The following is a 17573-nucleotide window of genomic DNA, read 5'->3' as shown; positions in this document are numbered from 1 at the left end:
CAAAACAAGAAAAGCTCTCTTCGTCGAGAACCGACCTGGGGAGCTATTCTTATGCTTTTTTCATTGAATATGTAGTTTATGATTCATATGTCCATAGCAATAGCCTCAGCCGCAACGTATTTTAGATTATCCGGGAGGTGAGCAGGTTGCGAATTACGAAGCACCTATTGGCGAAGAACACTAAGTACGAGACGCCGTATTATATTGTCAATGGAGATACAAAAGGAAACACTATCATGGTTACGGCGGGAGTTCACGGGTCGGAAAGAGCAGGTATTCTTGCTGCTAAAAAGTTGTTGGGATACATTCAGAGAGATATTGTCCATATTCATAGCGGTAAGCTGATTATCGTTCCTATAGTGAATCAGGTTGCATTCAAGCGGCGTAAAAGGGGAAAACCCGATTTAAATAGAACATTTCCGACCAAACAATCCAAGGCCGCTCGTCACCCGCTTTCAAGAGCGGTATTTCAATTAGCCAAGCGGCAGAAGGCTGCATGGTACATTGATCTGCATGAAGCGAACGGTTTATCGAGTTTAAATCCGAGGGCTCTTGGACAAACGCTGATTACCAATCCCGGCAGTCAAGCTATCCCTCCAGCGAAGCAAGTTATCAAGCGAATGAATGGGTCCATCCGACGGAGAGGGAGACACTTTTCCATACTCGTACGAGAATTAGACGGGTCAGGCCGTTCGGCGGCATATCACTTATTAAAGGCAAAGGCCATTACTGTCGAAACGGGGATCGGATTACCCATCAAAGACCGTGTCAGTTATCAAATGAACATATTGCGTACCCTGCTGAAAGCAGCAAGGCTAACGTCAAATAAGTCCTGAGGTAAAGTATAAAGCGCCGCTTAATAGCAAGCGGCGCTTTCGAAATGGCTTATGAAATTTTATGAATGCGATGACCTATAGAGGTCGTTATTCTTTGACAACTTTTGTATACTTGCTGTTTGTCGTTATGTAGACTGTCTTGCCATTCCATTTCACTTGATACCAATATTGATTGGCTTCTTTGATCAATTCCGCTTTTTGCCCCAATTCGAGACGTCCTACTGTAGCGGAGCTTGAGCTTGCTGATGCTTTAAAAGATACCCATCCGTTATTAGTCACAACGTATTGTTTCTTTTGGGTGTTAGGTGTTTCAGCAGGCGGCTTTGGAGTACTCGGTGGAGTCGTCTGTCCGTTCCAAGCAGGAATAGCTTTCTGTGGCGGAAGCACGTATGAGCTTGGGATGACAGGAGCACTAACCGTCTTGCCAGCCATTCCAGTGAAACCAGCAGCAGGCACTACGCGTCTTGCAGAATGGAATTTCTCGCCCCACCAGTAGGACCAGCTATCAATGGTGCCAAGTCCGGTCGGATTACCGTCATCTCTGGTTCCAAGCACTACCGGTTCGCCGTCGCGATTAGTACCCATGTAAATGGCTACGTGGGAAATATGATCATCCTGCTGCCAGGTCAGAATATCGCCGATCTTCAGGTTTTCAACTCCAGTGAGCTGCCATTTTCCGTTGACTTTTTTCTTGCCGACGCCTGCGACTTTGGTTCCAACGGAGTCGTAATTTGCTGATGTACCCGTGATATTGAAGCCGAAGTCACCGAATACGAGGCGGGTGAAGCCGGAGCAATCTTCATATCCATATTTACCATATGCATCATTCCCGTGACCGTAAACAAAGTAACCGTTCTCCATGTACCAGATAGCTCTATCAACTATTTTGTATGCAAGCGATCCTGATACATTGGCATACTTACTACGGAAATCCGCAACATTGTACAATTCATCTTTTACATAGCTATCAGCGTTAATATACTTTTTGTATTTGGCAATGGCTTCGGAAGTGGTGTAACTTGCATTAGCGGAAGCTATTCCTGTAATTCCCAAGGACATTGCTAGCGTTAAACAAATAATTCTTTTCTTCAATTATTACCATCTCCTTATCTGAGTTACATAACCTCACCTGATATGGGTTACTTAACCATAATAACAAGGTTCAATGGCGGTTTTCACTGGTAGATATAGCCAAGCTCTCTATAACTTCTTTTATTTGGAATATTTATGACCGGTAATGGAGCTGGAAACGTGTGCTTTCTTTCTCAATATAGGGCTTGTTTTCCTATTCTAGCGCACCTTGAGCGTTACTAAACGTATCCGACTACGAGAAATAATGGAAGGTAAGCGCTGTCACAAATTAACAAAAAAAATGACCCTCCACGACCCTCTTAAGCAGGAAATAACACCGAATAGAAGATGTTCTCCTTGGAAGGTTTTGTAAGGGTAATGGCACTATCTCTAATAGAAGTAATTATCATTATTTTGAATTTTTATCCAATATGCGGCGAGCGTTTTGAAAAGGAACCCTGAAGCTTCGTTCCCACGCCTTTTTACCGTATACCTGCAGCATGACCATTCTCCCTGGCTTGATATTAACCTCAAGAAGCCAAAGACGGCCGTTCGTATCTATGGCAAGATCGATCCCTAATTCCGATAAGCGGGTATGATAGGACTTTTCCATAAAAGGAGGGATATATTGCGCTATCTCGGCGACGGAATTCGTAAGCGCCTCTCCTCTCTCGTTATCGAATTCCTTTTTCAGGTAATCGCTCACTTGATGCGCGCTGCCACCGCTTTTGATATTCGACGTTATTTTGCCTTGCTTACCTTCACGGACGGCAGTTCCCGTTGTTTGCCAATTGCCTTCGCCGTTTTTTTGTACCAGCGCACGAATGTCGAAGACGCGTCCGCTGCGGTTCCGAATGTCGATCCATTTTTGCATGAGATGTCGTCCGTTCCTTAATACTTTTCTAATATAGGGCCCTTGAGAGCTGAGAGGTAAGGTCAACGCGGGCATTCCGTTTTGCTGAACGATAAAGTGGCTTTTGTCCAGAGTGACTCTTATGATTCCTTTTCCGCCCCAGCCATTGATCGGCTTCAACATAATGCTTCGATGAGCTTTTAAAAATTGGATGAATTCCTGAGCCGTTTTTACTTGCTCGGTCGGCAGAAGATAAGGCTGAAGAAACGAGGAACGAACAAGATGACTCTGAATCTTGCATTTGTTGCCTAATCCATATGCAGTAAAGCGAAGCTGCTTGCTTTTTTTCACAAGGCTTGCTTTTCTAAGCGATGATTCAGGGTAGAAGCCGATATCCAGATTGATCTTGGGATAGGAGGCGCGCTGTCGAGACCAAGTCCCATCTCGAAATACATGGCCGTGGATCTGCCCGGTCTTTAGATTCACACCCTGCGGCGTATACACAATTACTCCACTAAAATTTTCAGCCAAAGCGGCCCTGGCATGCCGCCGGAAGCTATTTGGATGATGGATCCGGTGCGTCATGATGCCGAGAATATTGTTCATAAAAGTCCCCGTCTTTCTGAAATTATAGAACCGCATAATAGGATATGAGCAGGGCGTTCGTCTCGCTTTAGATATTCGCCCAAACTGGAGTTTTTTTTCTAAATATTCATACCAACCTTCTACGGGATTACGTCTGGTTAGAGGTTCTAGTCTTTCCACTGCTTTCTCCGGCAATTTTGCAAGGATGTGCAAAACAGACAAGATAGTCGAAGACAAAATCAGCCTTCGCAAAATAATACGATTGTAGGGCAAAAGCTGCTTCTTATATAGTTCTTAATAGTATAGAAGGATTTATTCATATGACGAGGAGATGAGCTTAAATGGCGCAATTCAATATGCAGTCTTTTGCGCAGCCTGAAGCTGCTTACCGCATTCATCCGTTTTGGTTTTGGAATGGAGAGATGGACGACGAGCAAATACGTTATCAGATCGATGAGATGAAGGACAAAGGCCTAGGTGGATTTTTCATATGCGCAAGACAGGGACTGCAGGTACCTTATTTATCCGATGCTTGGTTTAAAAAAGTACGTGTTGCGGTGGAAGCTGCCGAACGCCGTAACCTGAATGTATGGCTCTACGATGAGTATCCGTATCCTAGCGGTATTGCAGGCGGTGAAGTTACGCTTGAGCATCCGGAGGCGAAACATTACACCCTGGAGCATCAGGCTGAGCGGGTACAGGGCGGAGGACATTTGTCTATGGAGCTGCCATGGGCACGCATTGTATATGCGAAGGCGATTCCTGTAACGCCGGAGGGAGACAAGCTGTGGAACGAAGCTGTGGATGTCCGTTCAGCCATCGGGAACTTCCAGGCGGAGCCGATTTTCCAAAAAGCGGGCTTAACAGCTTACAACCAGAAGCGGTTCTTTACTTATCGCACTGTGCAAAAGATCGAATGGACCGCTCCGGCAGGCGATTGGGAAGTGCTGATCGTTCAGGAGAAGGAAATAGAGGACTTCAAATATTATGGGACGTTCGTCGACCCGTGCAATCATGAAGCTATGGCAACGTTTATCCGGCTGACACATGACAAGTACGCTCAGCATTTGGGGGAATATTTCGGGGGTACGATCAAAGGGATATTTACCGACGAGATCGGGCTTCTGGGCAGTATTCCTTGGTCTCCGAAGCTGCCGCAATTTTTCTTGGAACGAAACGGTTATGACCTGAGGGATCACCTGCATGCACTGCTGTATGAGGAAGCCGATCAGGCGGCTCGCATTCGTTACGACTATTATCAGGCAATTCATGAGCTGCTACTCGGTGCTTATCATAAGCAAGTGCATGACTGGTGCGAGCAGCACGGGCTGGAATATGTGACGGAGGTGCCGTCCGTGCGTCATACGACGCAGAGGTACAGCCATGTGCCCGGCGGGGATACTGCGCATGAGAAGCTTGGGCGCTCGCTGGATTGGATATTGAACAACCAAGCGGAAAGCTTCCGCAGCAGCGCTAAGATGGTTAGCTCGATAGCGCGTCAATTTGGCCGGGAGCGCAATTTAATTGAATGCTTCCATAGTGTCGGCTGGTCGATGACTTTGCAGGATGCGAAGTGGATGATAGACCGGATGGCGGCACAAGGAACGAACTTCTTTAACTTCCATGCCTTTTTCTATACGCTCGATGCGTTGATGAAGCATGACGCGCCTCCGTCACAGTTTTTGCAAAATCCGTATTGGGCCCATTTCAAACAGCTGGGAGATTACGTTGGGCGGATTAGCTATGTGATGAGCTGTGGACAAGCGGATATCAAAGTAGCGGTGCTCCAGCCTACAACTTCGCTGTGGGCACATATGGGCAATCCGTTCCACCATTTTGATTATGGTGGCAAGCAACCCGACGAGAAGCGTAAGCTCGGCGATTTGAAAGCGTGGTGGACGCGCATTTGTAACGAGCTGACGTACAGCGGAAGAGACTACGATCACCTCGATGCCGAGCTGCTTGGGGAAGCAACTGTGGAAAACGGCCTTGCTACTCTAAGCAACGCGAGCTATTCCATCATTATTGTGCCTCCGATGACGAATCTGGAGAGCGGCGCTTGGGGGAAGCTGGAAGCTTTCCTCGCGCAGGGAGGTGTCGTCATTAGCATGGGGCAGCTGCCCTATCAATCGATTCAATCCTCCGGCTGGAATGCATCCACGGCAGCGGATATATTCGGCTTGCCGCAAGCGCCGGCCGAGCTTTTCTGGAGCGAGGGCAGCGAGGCTGCGCTGCAATGGTTCAAAGGTGAAGCAAGTGCCTATCATTTGCCATTCTCCGCATCGGCTGAGGCTTCTTCCGTGCTCAGCAGCATGTCCACGTTGCTTGAGGAGCTGCAACCGTTGACAGTGAAGCTGGAGCCGGACTATGGAGGCAACAGCATACTGATGCAGACGCGCCGTATTGACGAGGATAGCTTCCTTGTGTTTGTCAGCAACCAGGAGGAATCAGTGCGTGACTTGTCTTTACAGGTTTCGGCTGCATTGTGGGGTGCTTCGGATGCGCTAGCCGTGCAATTCACGGAGCTGTCACTAGATCGCGGCGACGAAACTGCCGTAGAGGCCTTACAGGCCAACGACCGTTGGACCCTGCCGCTTTACCTGGGCTCTTATGAGTCCAGACTGTTCCGCTTGACACGCAGCCAAAGCGCGGCAGTTGCTGCTGAGAGCAAGGCATGGAATTGGGTTGTTGACGCTTCGGAAGCGGCTTTGTGGTCGATGCAGACAGAAGGGGATAACGCGATACGTTTGGACGCGTTCAAGCTTTCACTCCAAGGAGTCAATGGCTCACAGTCAGAGGCTGATGGTGCAGGGGATCTGGTACAGGTCAAGACGTTCATTGATCAATGCGCCGATTTGGCTGCCTCGACGAAGCTGCCGGTGCAAATGAGCCAACTGTTCGGTACGCCGATGCAGATTCGCTTGGCTTATCCGCTGCAAGCTCGCTATACGACAACCATTGTCGTGGATGAGATGCTCGATAGGGTGCATTTGGTGATGGACCAAGGCGCGTTATCTGGTGAAGGTTCGATTGTCATTAACGGTCATCGTTTGCAGAAGCAGGAATTCGAGCGGTTCTTCTTGTACGACTATATGAATGTTGGCTGTGATATTACACCCTATATTCAGCAAGGTACTAATGAAATTGCCGTAGATGTGGCAATTGAGCAGGATTGGAATGGCCTAATCGACGCGCTGTACATTACGGGCGCCTTCCAAACCGGCTTTGACGCTGAGCAGCGTCCCGTGTTGAAGCGTCCGGTCGCTCAGAAACAACCGCTTACGGCAGGTCCTTATGCGGGCTATCCGTACTTTGCCGGAACGATGTCGTTCAGCCGTGAGCTTCAGCTCGATGATCTGCCAGCTTCGGATAGCTTCGAGCTTACATTCGAAGGCTTGGACCCTCAGTTCCATGAGGTGGCTGAAGTATGGGTGAATGGCCAGTCGCTGGGCGCCCGCGCTTGGATGCCTTATCGCTTCCGTGGTCAAACCTCGGAGCTTGTTGTAGGCACGAACCATGTCGAAGTTCGGGTAACCAATACTTTGATTGGCCTACTCGAAGGCAAATATTTTGATTATGCGAGACATGAGTTGAAGCCTGTTAGTACGGTGCAAATGCCTAAAGTAATATCATAGATGGGAAGGAAAGTGAAACGTTCATGCAAAGCAAATCGGAAAGGGCACTGACCAAACCAAACATTATATTTTTCATGACGGATCAGCAGCGCTGGGACTGCATCGGTAAATACAACCCATATATTCATACACCTAACATCGATAAGCTATCGGCCCAAGGCATCACTTACAGTCAAGCGGTATGTCAGGCACCGATGTGCGTGCCAAGCCGCAGCTCAATGATGTTTGGATATTACCCTTCACAGCTGGGTGTACGAACAAATCATGGCGGCTTGTACGATGAGGACCGTCTGCCGAGCGATCCGCTTCCTGAATTGATGAGGAAAGCCGGCTATCAGACAGCAGGCTTCGGCAAGACGCATTGGAATCATGGATTGAAAAATCCGTCGCCGTCAACACGCGGCTTCGAAGTGCGATCAGTCGGTCTGGCTCACGATAGCGGGCATTATGAGGATGGAGCCGTAATGATGGGAGATGTAGAGCCGGAAGGGCTGGCAGCTTACTACGAAGAAACCAAGGACTACGGCGGAGGAGAGGAAAATTCTAAAGGGTATATCGGCTGCACGAGTAAAGTGCCCATGCATTTGCACCGTGACGGCTGGGTGGCAGAGCAATGCCTGAATTTCATAGATGAAGGGCTGGATGAATCACGCCCGTTGTTTTTGTACCTTTCCTTCTTAAAGCCCCATGCCGGCTTCAATGTTCCGAAGGAATTTGAGGATTTATATGATATAAATAACATTCCAGATATGGTTCAACCACCTTGGGAGCTCGAGCAGGGGACACATCTGGAGGCAACAGATGCTGTGAACGAGAGCAGCCAGCACAATTATTGGGAGAAGCGGCATGTCTGGGAAGCAATGACACCAGAGGAGCGGAAGCGAACAACACTTCGCTACTGGGCGAATTGCTCCTGGCTCGACCATTACTTAGGTCTGGCACTGGAAAAGCTGGAACAGCAAGGGAGACTCGACAACGCACTCATTGTCTTCGTTTCCGATCACGGTGAGATGCTTGGGGAGCGGCAGCACCGGTTCAGCAAGTATTGTCTGTATGATAGCAGTGTTAGGGTGCCGATGATCTTGGCCGGGAGCTATTTGCCTGCAGCAACACAGGGTACAGTTGACGAACGGCAGGCTGAGCTGGTTGATCTTGTGCCGACATTATCGAAAGTGGCAGGTCTACCGCGAAATCCACAGCTGCCGGGACTGGATTTGCTAGGAGATATTGAGCGTCTCGGGACGTTCTGCGAATTTCACGGCAAAGGCGCAGAGCCGCATCATTCGGCTCCTGCTTTGATGTGGAGAAAAAAGGACTGGAAGCTTATCGTGTATATGCCTGGAACGCTTGGAGAAGCGATAGGCAGGATCGATCAGTTTCAAGGTGAGCTGTACGATCTGGAGGCGGATCCTAATGAATGGCATAATTTATATGCCGATGAGAAGTACTCGGCGATACGGGAGCGCATGACCGGAGAGCTTTTGATGCACTTGGCCTGCGTTTGGTCTCGAGGCCCGTTCTTTTACGATAGGCATGGGCTTGCGGCTTTGGAATAAGCAAGATGCTGCTGTGATATTTATAGGGAGTTATGAAGGGTCCAAGACGAATGTGCTTGGGCCCTTATTTTTATGGTAAGAGGCTTTTATACTTATGGACCTGCCGGGACATCGAAGGTGAAAGAGAGTAAGCATGGGGGACGGAGTTCAGCTCTTTTCCCGCGGTGCGCCGCCATTTTTCCTCCTTCCACAATATTGTCTCAATCAGCAAGATAGTCTCAATCCATCTCCGGGCTGCGACAAATTTGCCTATATCCCCAACAATAATGTCTGATTGTCAACGGTATGATTTTAATTTAAGTTGTTAATCAGCCAGTGTTTAAGTCCTTAAGCACTTTTGTGTCTATAGCGTTCAGCAGTGAAGAATCAAGAAACCAACGAAAGAAAAATTAGGAAGGGGAATGGAGAGGATGGCATTAGTACAATCAGAACCTATGGCTTCCGGCAATTCTACGAAATCCCGAGCACAGCGTAAGGGAGGAATTTTAAGGGATCTAAGGCGTGATAAATATTTATATCTGCTGGCTTTACCAGGAGTATTGTTTTTTCTCATTTTCAAATTTGTTCCGATGTGGGGCGTAGTTATCTCATTTCAAAATTATTCACCGTTCGCCGGCATTACCGGCAGTGAATGGGTGGGGCTCGAACACTTCGAGCGTTTTTTCTCCAATCCGGACTTTATGTTGTTATTCCGTAATACGATGGCGATCAATATGCTGAGCCTCGTGCTCTTTTTTCCGCTGCCGATCTTGCTTTCACTGCTCCTTAATGAGTTGCGCAGCGTCGTGTATCAGCGGGTCGTTCAATCCATCGTGTATATGCCGCACTTTTTGTCCTGGGTTATTATATCAGGCTTGACGTTCCTGTTGTTTGCGAAGGGCGAAGGCTTGTTTAACAAAATGCTGGAAGGCTTCGGACTTGCCAAAATCGACTTTTTAACGAATCCAGACTCATTCTGGATGATGCTAACTGTGCAATCGATCTGGAAGGAATGTGGTTGGGGAACGATTCTATTCTTGGCTGCGATGGCAAGTATAGATCCGGGAGTATATGAAGCTGCCAAGATCGACGGTGCCGGCCGACTTCGCCAAATGTGGAGCATTACGCTTCCTGCTATTCGTAACGTGATCATCACATTGCTCATTTTACGATTGGGACATATGCTGGACGTCGGATTTGAGCAAGTATTCCTGATGTATAATGGCGCTGTTTCCCAAGTGGCTGAAGTATTCGATACTTATGTGTACCGGGTCGGTATCCAACAAGGAGAGTTCAGCTATAGTACCGCTGCCGGCTTGTTTAAATCGATTGTAGGCTTGGTGCTTGTCGTAATAGCAAACTGGATTTCTAAAAAGATGGGTGAAGAAGGCGTTTATTAAGATCGCCAATCCCCAAGACAATACAGGATTGCTGCAGCAATGTACAGCTTAGATGTAAGGCTTTATTTTAGAAAAGCCCTTAGGAGGGAATCATATGAAACTAGGACTGGGAAACCGGCTATTTAACATATTCAATATTGCATTGCTGGGTCTGGTCGCCATCGTCACCTTTTTCCCGTTGTACTACGTGTTTGTTGTTTCATTTACTGATCCGACAGAATACTTGAAAGAAAGCTTCGTGCTTTTTCCAAAAACCTGGTCGCTCGAATCATATAAATTTCTAATGGCAACGGGTGCTTTCCCTAAATCGATCGGAGTGAGTGTCTATGTAACGCTCGTCGGTACGGCGCTTAGCTTGGTGGTCACCGCCTCGTTGGCTTACGCCTTATCCAGGAAAAGACTCCGCGGTAGACAAGTGGCTCTGCTTGCGATTCTGATCACGATTTTGTTTAATCCCGGAATGATTCCAAACTACATGCTTGTTCGTGAGATGAAGCTGATTGACAGCTTATGGTCGCTAATTTTACCGGCCCTCGCAAGCGGATGGAACGTCATTTTGATGAAAGGCTTTTTTGATAGCATTCCTGCAGAGCTGGAGGAATCTGCTTCGATAGACGGCTGTAACGATATGTCGACGTTTTTCCGCATTATTTTGCCGTTGTCGCTTCCTTCGTTGGCCGCCTTCGGACTGTTTTACGCTGTCGCTTACTGGAATCAGTTTTTTAACGCACTTATTTATATTAATGATGCAAGTAAATGGCCGCTTCAAGTCATGCTGCAGAACATATTATTAAACGCGAATAACGCGGACCTACGGATGGATGTATCCGCCGTTCCGCCTCCGTCTGAAACTTTAAAAATGGCTGCGGTTATTGTAGCAACGGTTCCGATATTGCTGGTTTATCCTTTCTTGCAAAAGCATTTTGCCAAAGGTGCCATGGTAGGCTCTGTTAAGGGATAAGCTTCCTTTAGAAGAGGATTTCAGCCAAAGATGTCGAATCGTGAGGAAAATCAGTTTTTGGAAGGTGAGCATCTTGGCTGGAATCTACAGAGCTTTCATTGGCAACATTCAGAAATATAAATATAACAAGCGGTTTTTCCGTAAAAGCCTTGCCATGATTCTAATTATGGCGAGCGTCCCGGGACTTATAATTGGTCTCAGCATCTACTGGATCGCCACGAACAATGTGGAGGAGGAGCTGCAGCGGCTTCACCAGAATCAGATCAAAAACCGGGCGGCGAATATTGACGACCAGCTTGCTTTCTTGGAGATGACCGTATCCCATTGGGCGTTCGACTCCAAATTTGACGAGAAGCTTAAGACGCTTGATTTTGCTTATAATTACGATACGGTACAGGACATGTACCGGACAATTCTTTCGCTTGAGAGTGCGCATCCCTTTTTGCAAAAGGTGGAGCTGTTTCTGGAGAAACCGCGTGCGCTCGTATTTTCAACGGAACGTTACACCTTCCTGAACAATTCGTCAGACATCGAAAGCTACGAGACGCTGCTCAAGCATGACAAGTCGATGTTTTGGACCATTCCGAAACCGCAAGGAGCAAGCAATCAGGGGCTTTCAATAGTGAGTAAAATTCCGGGAGGCAGCAGCGAGCCCTTCGGTGCCATTATCGCTACGCTCAATCAGGACAATTTGCTGAAGGTGCTAAAGACACTCACCCCTTATAATGAGGGCGTGACGATGCTGTTCAATGATAAGAATGAGTGGAATTTATCAAGCAGCGGGGCTGCGGGATCGGAACTCGATCAGGCGCTCAAGCAGGCATACGTGACGCACCAAGCGGAGCTGAAGGATACAACCGTAAACGATGCGAAGCCGGAATCGTTTTTATTTGATTTTAATAAGGTATCGTATTCCGTATCGTACGGACATTTTAACCGGTTAGGCCAAACGTGGGTGTATATATCCGCCGCGCCATTGTCATCCATTACGGCTCCCGTTGTTTCCATCTCCAAATGGATACTGGTCATCAGCATCACTGGTCTGATCTTTGCTTTGCTGCTGTCGTGGTTTGTTTCCCGGCGGATTTATCATCCGGTGCAGCGTCTACTGTCCCTTCTTGCCGGAGAAAGGAACGAAGAGGTGAAGGACGAGTTTGCCTTGATCGAGAAGCACTGGCAGCATTTGTCCAAGGAAACCGAATCGATGCGAAACAAGCTGGAGGAGCAGGTGCCGATCCTTCGGGAAGGTTTTTTTCTGCAGCTGGCGCAGGGCTATCTTATCTCTTTGCATGAGAACGATATGAAGGAACGGATGAAGAGATATGGCTGGGAGACAGAGAATCGTCAGTTTATTGCACTTATGTTTCAATTAACCGGCTTTGCCAACTTGGAGGGGAGATTTTCTCCGGGAGATGAAAGCCTTGTCACTTTTGCTGCATCCAACATCATAGATGAGGTCATCAAGGAACAATATGAACAAGCAGAAATCATTAATTTCCATAACTTTTCGATTGGTGTGCTGCTATCCTTCCCTTCATCCCATCCGCTTTCATGGCTGGAGAATGATTTGGAGGAGGTTTGCCAAGAGGTCATTAGGGCAATCAACCGTATTTTGAAGATGCAGGTTACGATATCGGTCAGCAAAGGGATTCACAACGTGAAGCAAATTCCACATTTGTTCGAGGAAGTGAGGCAAGCGTTGGTATATCGAGATCTGTTGGATGAAAACCAGATTATTAGGGCGGAGCAGCTATCCAAATTAAATGTGCTGAAGGAAAGCAGCTATCCGTTCACATTGGATAAAGAAATTATTAGTGCGATCCGAAACGGTCAGGAAACGGAAGCGGTCGAATTGATCAGTCAATTCATGGAAGAATTGTCCGCTAACGGATCAACGGAATTTATGCTTCAGCAAGGGATGCTCCAGCTTTTAGGCAGTATCCGCTATTCTTCATTGCAGTCAGGGATGAATCCGGTTCAGCTGTTCGGCAGCGTAAATTTGTTTGAGCAGCTTGGACAGATCAAAGAGCCTGAGCAAATGCTCAACTGGTTCCAGCGCAAAGTGATATCTGTCTTTGTACAGGAAATGATCAGTCGTCAGGATTACCACTTCAAGCAGATCATTGAGCAGGTCATCGTCTATTTACGTGAGCAGTATATGACACCTCTATCACTAGAGTCATGTGCGGATTTATTCGGTACAAGTCCTTATACGCTAAGCCGGGCGTTCAAGCAAATTACAGGGGTTAACTTCATCGATTTCTTGACAAACATCCGGATCAGTAACGCCAAGACCATGCTGATGGAAACGGATATGAAAATCAGCGAAGTGGCCGATGCTGTTGGCTATCAGCATAGTTATTTTAACCGGCTGTTCAAAAAGTACGAGGGGATTACGCCGAGTCAGTTTCGCGAGTTAAACCGCAAGGAATAAGGGATTGCGGCCTTGTGCATCGAAGTGCAAGGCTGCAATATAGTCCAAAACGGGCCTAATGGCACTACAAAAAAGTACGATTGTCGATCAAAGCGGAATGTACTAATGTCTACCTTGTGCTCAGCTAGGAGTGTTTCGAAACAAAGAGATTCATAACAAGGGAGGATCACTAATGAAATTAAGAAGAAGCAAAAAAGCTGTCATGGGTTCAATGGTGCTTATGTTGGCGCTTTCTAGTGTCGTTGCTGCGTGTGGTAATAAAAATAATGCGGGAGGCAATGCCGCAGGGGGAAATGAAGGGCCGCTGGAAGTCAGTATTATGACGATTTTGCTCACCCCTTCTCCAGCCGCAGATGATAATAAGATTAAGCAAGCCATTGAGAAAGCAACAAACTCCAAGATGAAAATTCAGTGGGTGTCCGGTAACAACTATACGGACAAGTTGAATGTTACGCTTGCATCCGGCGATATCCCGGATTTGATTACGATCAACGATCCGTTTACCTCGGTATTCCGCAATGCGGTAACCCAAGGCGCTTTCTGGGACTTGACTCCATACATTAAAGATTATCCGAATTTGAATTCTAAGATTTCCAATACGGCTTGGGAACTGACCAAAATGCAGGACGGCAAAAACTACGGTATCCCACGTCCGCGCCCGGCTGAGGCCGATCAGTTTTTCATTATACGTAAAGATTGGCTCGACAACCTGGGTTTGAAGGTACCTACGACGACTGACGAGCTGTACGATGTCATGAAAGCCTTTGCGGAAAAGGATCCGGATAAAAACGGCAAGAACGACACCATTCCGTTAGCTGCCTATATGACCCCTCCTGCAGATATGGGGACGCTGGCAATGATCGAGAACAGCTTCACTGGCGCCAACGTGAAAAATGATAAATGGAAGCTTGTGGACGGTAAAATCGTCAACACGGCGCTGCTGCCGGAAACCCGTAAGTCCATCGAGTATTTGACCAAAATGTACAAGGAAAAACTGATTCCGGAAGACTTCGCATCTTTGAAGCTGTCACAGGTGTCTGATCTGTTCAATGGCGGCAAAGCCGGAATTATCATGGACAAGGCAGGTACCATGAACGATCATTACGAGAAGATGAAAAAAATCGATCCAAACATGAAGCCTGAGGATTTCTATCCGCTGACAAATATGAATGGATATAACCCGAAAGGTCCTGGCTTCTCCGGTATGATTTCTATTCCTAAATCTGTACCTGAAGTGAAAATGAAACGGATCTTGAAGATGGTTGATACCTGGATGAGCGACGAAGTGTTTGCTATTCAACAGTACGGTATCGAAGGTGTCGATTACACGGTAAAAGACGGCCAAAAAGTTATCAATACAGAGCAGCTGGCAAAAGATAATGGTCCGGACTTTAACCAAATCGTTTACGTAGCAGATCCATACGCAAGCTCGACGAAGGTTTACTTCCCGAAAGAAGCGAATGATCTGTACATGAAAATTCAAGACGAGCGTGCCAAAACAAGCGTAGCGGACATTAGTATCGGTCTGTATTCGCCGACTGCACAAAAGCTGCTGCCTGAGTTCGAGAAAAAAGTACAAGATTTGAAAACGAAAATCATCTTGGGTCGCGAGCCGATTACTGCTTGGGACGATTTCGTAGCAAAAGCGAAAACCGATGCGGATTTGACAAAGATGAGCCAAGAAATGACGGATGCGTATCAAAAACGTAACGGTTCTGCAGCGAAGTAAGATGAAGAGATAAAAATAGTTGCTGAGCTATTCTTTTGGATACGGGGAAAAGAGTATAAAGAAAAAAGAAAGGGGCGGGGAGACTCCGCCCCTTTACCAATTGGGGAGGAAGAAACCATGACTGAGCGTTACATCGACATCAACGAAAGCATCTTCGCAAAATGCGGAGACCGCGTAAGCGAAATTTTAGCAACGGTAGCCGACAGGTATGTAGGGAACAATCCGCCGCATCCGATGGCCTACCGGGCTTTTTGTGCGGATGGGATTTTGAAAAAGCATGATTACAGCTATGATTTTAATTTTACCGAACGGTATCCGGAGCTGCAAAACGGTCAGATCGTTTATGCCTGGTGCAAATATTGGAACGATTCGGATATGCCGCTCAATTTCATTTTGTACTGCTATGGTCCATTAATTTTGTATGCTAACGGGGAGCAAATTTATAAGGCGAATATTGCGGATGAATTAAATCCTAAGCGCAGAACGGTTGTTACCATTCCGATGCATAAAGGCTGGAACCATCTGGTATTCCAGTTCACCAAGACGGAAGCTGGCTGCGGAGGCTCCCTTGGACCGGGCTCCTTCAAGAGCAATCCGGTTCACTTCCTAGCCCCTTCGCCGGAACGCTTCGGACATGAGGGTTGGATTTATTCCGCACCACAGGATCAAGTGTGGAGCGAGCTGCCGAGAGAGGACAGCACAGAGGCGGACCATGGCATAACATGGTACCCGAAGGTTGAGTGGAGCGGTGCCGAGCAGGCTAAGAACCCGATAGCACGCATTTTCGGTGGGCTGGAAGGCCAATATGCGCTGGCTTGGACCAAGCTTCGTTCCTTCTCGCAGGAAATTCGGAACGTGGAGTTGACCGGCTCGGCCGAAGGTAAAATAGCGCTATATGTGAATGGTGAGCTGCAATCCACGATCGACAAGGCAGGTTCCTTCCAAGTTGCACTGAAATTAGCTTATGGGGAGCATGATCTCGTCATTCAAAGCTTAGGCACTAACGGGAGCGTTGGCTTCCGTCTGGATTCGCTGCCGGCGGGCGTTCATCTCGTAGAGCCGTATCCGGTTCACGGTGCCAAGGATGAATGGCTGTACTTGGGCCCTTTTGCTGTGGAAGAAGCCATACCTGATGTTGCCGATTCCTTGCATTCTCTAGTCGAAACGCAGGAAGGCGGTACGTTCTGGCGGTTGGATCAGCCGAACACTTGGGTACGTCCGTTCACGGAGAACGCTTTGTTCGGCAAGTGGAATTATCCGCTTGGCGTGACGTTGTATGGCATGCTCCAGACCGGGAAGCTGCTGGGACGCGAGGATTTGCTGCAATATGTATATAGCCATATCGAAACGTGTACCCGTCTATACAGCTACGCGAAGTGGGATAAGGAGCAGTATGGTGCTTCTGGTGTATTGAATACACTGGCTACCCTAGATAGTCTCGACGATTGCGGCTCGTTCGGCGCGACAATGCTGCTTGCTTTGCAAAGCCAATCGCTTCAAGGGGCTGAGCGAATAGCAGATGTGATTGCAGATTATATCAGCAATAAGCAGGAGCGGTTACCTGAAGGATCATTATACCGCAAGCCAAGACATGTTGATTTCCCTAATGCAACTCTATGGTGCGACGATTTGTACATGAGCGTACCCTACTTGTGCCGCTGTTATCAACGGACAGGCGAAATCAGTTATCTTGAGGATGCGGCAAACCAGTTCATCCAATTCAAAAAACGGCTATATATTCCAGAACTGCAAATCATGTCTCATGTGTATGACTTCGGCATCGACAAGCCGACAAAGATTGCTTGGGGCCGCGGCAACGGCTGGGTGCTCTTCTCCTTGTCCGAGCTGTTGGCAGTACTTCCGGATAACCACGTAGTGCGTAACGAGCTGCTGCAATTTTTCAATGAGCTGAGCGAAGGCTACCTGCGACTGCAAGGAGAGAACGGACTCTGGCATCAAGTTTTGACAGAACCTTCATCGTATGAAGAAACATCCTGCACATCCATGTTCCTGTACGCATTTGCGCGCGGGGTAAGATACGGCTGGCTTGCTGATACGGAGAAGTATATCGCTGCGATTCATAAAGGCTGGAACGGGATGGCCCGTATCTCGATCGATAAATTCGGCAACGTCTACGGCGTATGCCGCGGCTCAGGCTATTCGTACAGCGTCGGCTACTACAAGGATGATCTGTCTTGGCTGCTAAACGATACTCATGGCATAGGGATTGTTTTACTAGCGGGCATTGAGGTACTCCAGTTGGAGCGTCATTTAGCTCAAGGGAAGGCTTCTGTGGCCGTGGGTTAATGGCTCTCAGACCTGTTCCCATTTGAGAGGCAAAGCTTGCAAGATCATGGGGAGCCTCATTCTCTAGATACCTTCAAGGACTTTGAAACGAACATAGTATGATGGGTATTCCGCCGCAGTTTTTTTTCACCAAGGGGTAAAGGCCCACATATGATGAAGTAGTTCGTTTGTTATTGTTCCAAGCATATAGCTGTCTTAATGGCAAGACGATGCTGGGAAGGGGTTTC

At 47.7% G+C, this 17573-nt stretch carries 10 protein-coding genes; 8 read left to right on the top strand and 2 right to left on the bottom strand.

Annotated features, from left to right (window positions below; all coding sequences use genetic code 11):
• The first annotated feature begins 146 nt into the window (after positions 1-146).
• The gene (locus tag BP97_RS0105055) at positions 147-836 is read left to right on the top strand and encodes a M14 family metallopeptidase (RefSeq protein WP_028548116.1); all 690 of its coding nucleotides are present in this window, start codon (positions 147-149) and stop codon (positions 834-836) included.
• Between the two features lie 87 nt (positions 837-923).
• On the opposite strand, the gene BP97_RS35360 is transcribed toward BP97_RS0105055, so the two are convergent.
• Together BP97_RS35360 and BP97_RS0105045 are read right to left on the bottom strand one after the other, a co-directional pair.
• Positions 924-1928 carry a C40 family peptidase gene (locus tag BP97_RS35360; protein WP_064745660.1) on the bottom strand — a complete coding sequence of 335 codons (1005 nt, stop codon included), beginning with the start codon at positions 1926-1928 and terminating at the stop codon, positions 924-926.
• A gap of 388 nt (positions 1929-2316) precedes the next feature.
• Positions 2317-3366, bottom strand: coding sequence for a YheC/YheD family endospore coat-associated protein (locus BP97_RS0105045; RefSeq protein ID WP_028548115.1), 1050 nt, complete (start codon positions 3364-3366; stop codon positions 2317-2319).
• A gap of 320 nt (positions 3367-3686) precedes the next feature.
• Here BP97_RS0105045 and BP97_RS0105040 point away from each other — a divergent pair, with 320 nt between their 5' ends.
• The 7 genes from BP97_RS0105040 (at position 3687) to BP97_RS0105010 (ending at position 17346) form a co-directional block, all read left to right on the top strand.
• Positions 3687-6980, top strand: a complete 3294-nt coding sequence (locus tag BP97_RS0105040) for a glycosyl hydrolase (RefSeq protein WP_028548114.1) — start codon at positions 3687-3689, stop codon at positions 6978-6980.
• Positions 6981-7003: 23 nt separating this feature from the next.
• A complete protein-coding gene (locus BP97_RS0105035) occupies positions 7004-8536 on the top strand; it encodes a sulfatase family protein (RefSeq protein WP_028548113.1) in 1533 nt (510 codons plus the stop codon).
• Positions 8537-8937: 401 nt separating this feature from the next.
• On the top strand, positions 8938-9915 hold the full coding sequence (locus tag BP97_RS0105030) for an ABC transporter permease (protein WP_028548112.1): 978 nt from the start codon (positions 8938-8940) through the stop codon (positions 9913-9915).
• A gap of 94 nt (positions 9916-10009) precedes the next feature.
• Positions 10010-10876, top strand: a complete 867-nt coding sequence (locus BP97_RS0105025; protein WP_028548111.1) for a carbohydrate ABC transporter permease — start codon at positions 10010-10012, stop codon at positions 10874-10876.
• Positions 10877-10949: 73 nt separating this feature from the next.
• A complete protein-coding gene (locus BP97_RS0105020) occupies positions 10950-13310 on the top strand; it encodes a helix-turn-helix domain-containing protein (protein WP_051620372.1) in 2361 nt (786 codons plus the stop codon).
• Positions 13311-13482: 172 nt separating this feature from the next.
• Entirely contained in the window at positions 13483-15039 is a 1557-nt protein-coding gene (locus BP97_RS0105015) for an extracellular solute-binding protein (protein ID WP_028548109.1), read from the top strand.
• A 117-nt stretch (positions 15040-15156) separates the two neighbouring features.
• Entirely contained in the window at positions 15157-17346 is a 2190-nt protein-coding gene (locus BP97_RS0105010; protein ID WP_028548108.1) for a glycoside hydrolase family 88/105 protein, read from the top strand.
• Positions 17347-17573: the final 227 nt, after the last annotated feature.

It is taken from the genome of Paenibacillus sp. UNC451MF, assembly GCF_000686845.1.
In the GTDB taxonomy this organism is placed as follows: domain Bacteria; phylum Bacillota; class Bacilli; order Paenibacillales; family NBRC-103111; genus Paenibacillus_S.
This window is presented reverse-complemented; position numbering and strand designations above follow the sequence as displayed.

Bases quoted from the DNA above. Each gene is read 5' to 3' on its own strand.
- BP97_RS0105030 (WP_028548112.1), top strand. From the start codon at position 8,938: ATGGAGAGGATGGCATTAGTACAATCAGAACCTATGGCTTCCGGCAAT.
- BP97_RS0105040 (WP_028548114.1), top strand. From the start codon at position 3,687: ATGGCGCAATTCAATATGCAGTCTTTTGCGCAGCCTGAAGCTGCTTAC.
- BP97_RS0105045 (WP_028548115.1), bottom strand. From the start codon at position 3,366: ATGAACAATATTCTCGGCATCATGACGCACCGGATCCATCATCCAAAT.
- BP97_RS0105025 (WP_028548111.1), top strand. From the start codon at position 10,010: ATGAAACTAGGACTGGGAAACCGGCTATTTAACATATTCAATATTGCA.
- BP97_RS0105015 (WP_028548109.1), top strand. From the start codon at position 13,483: ATGAAATTAAGAAGAAGCAAAAAAGCTGTCATGGGTTCAATGGTGCTT.
- BP97_RS0105010 (WP_028548108.1), top strand. From the start codon at position 15,157: ATGACTGAGCGTTACATCGACATCAACGAAAGCATCTTCGCAAAATGC.
- BP97_RS0105035 (WP_028548113.1), top strand. From the start codon at position 7,004: ATGCAAAGCAAATCGGAAAGGGCACTGACCAAACCAAACATTATATTT.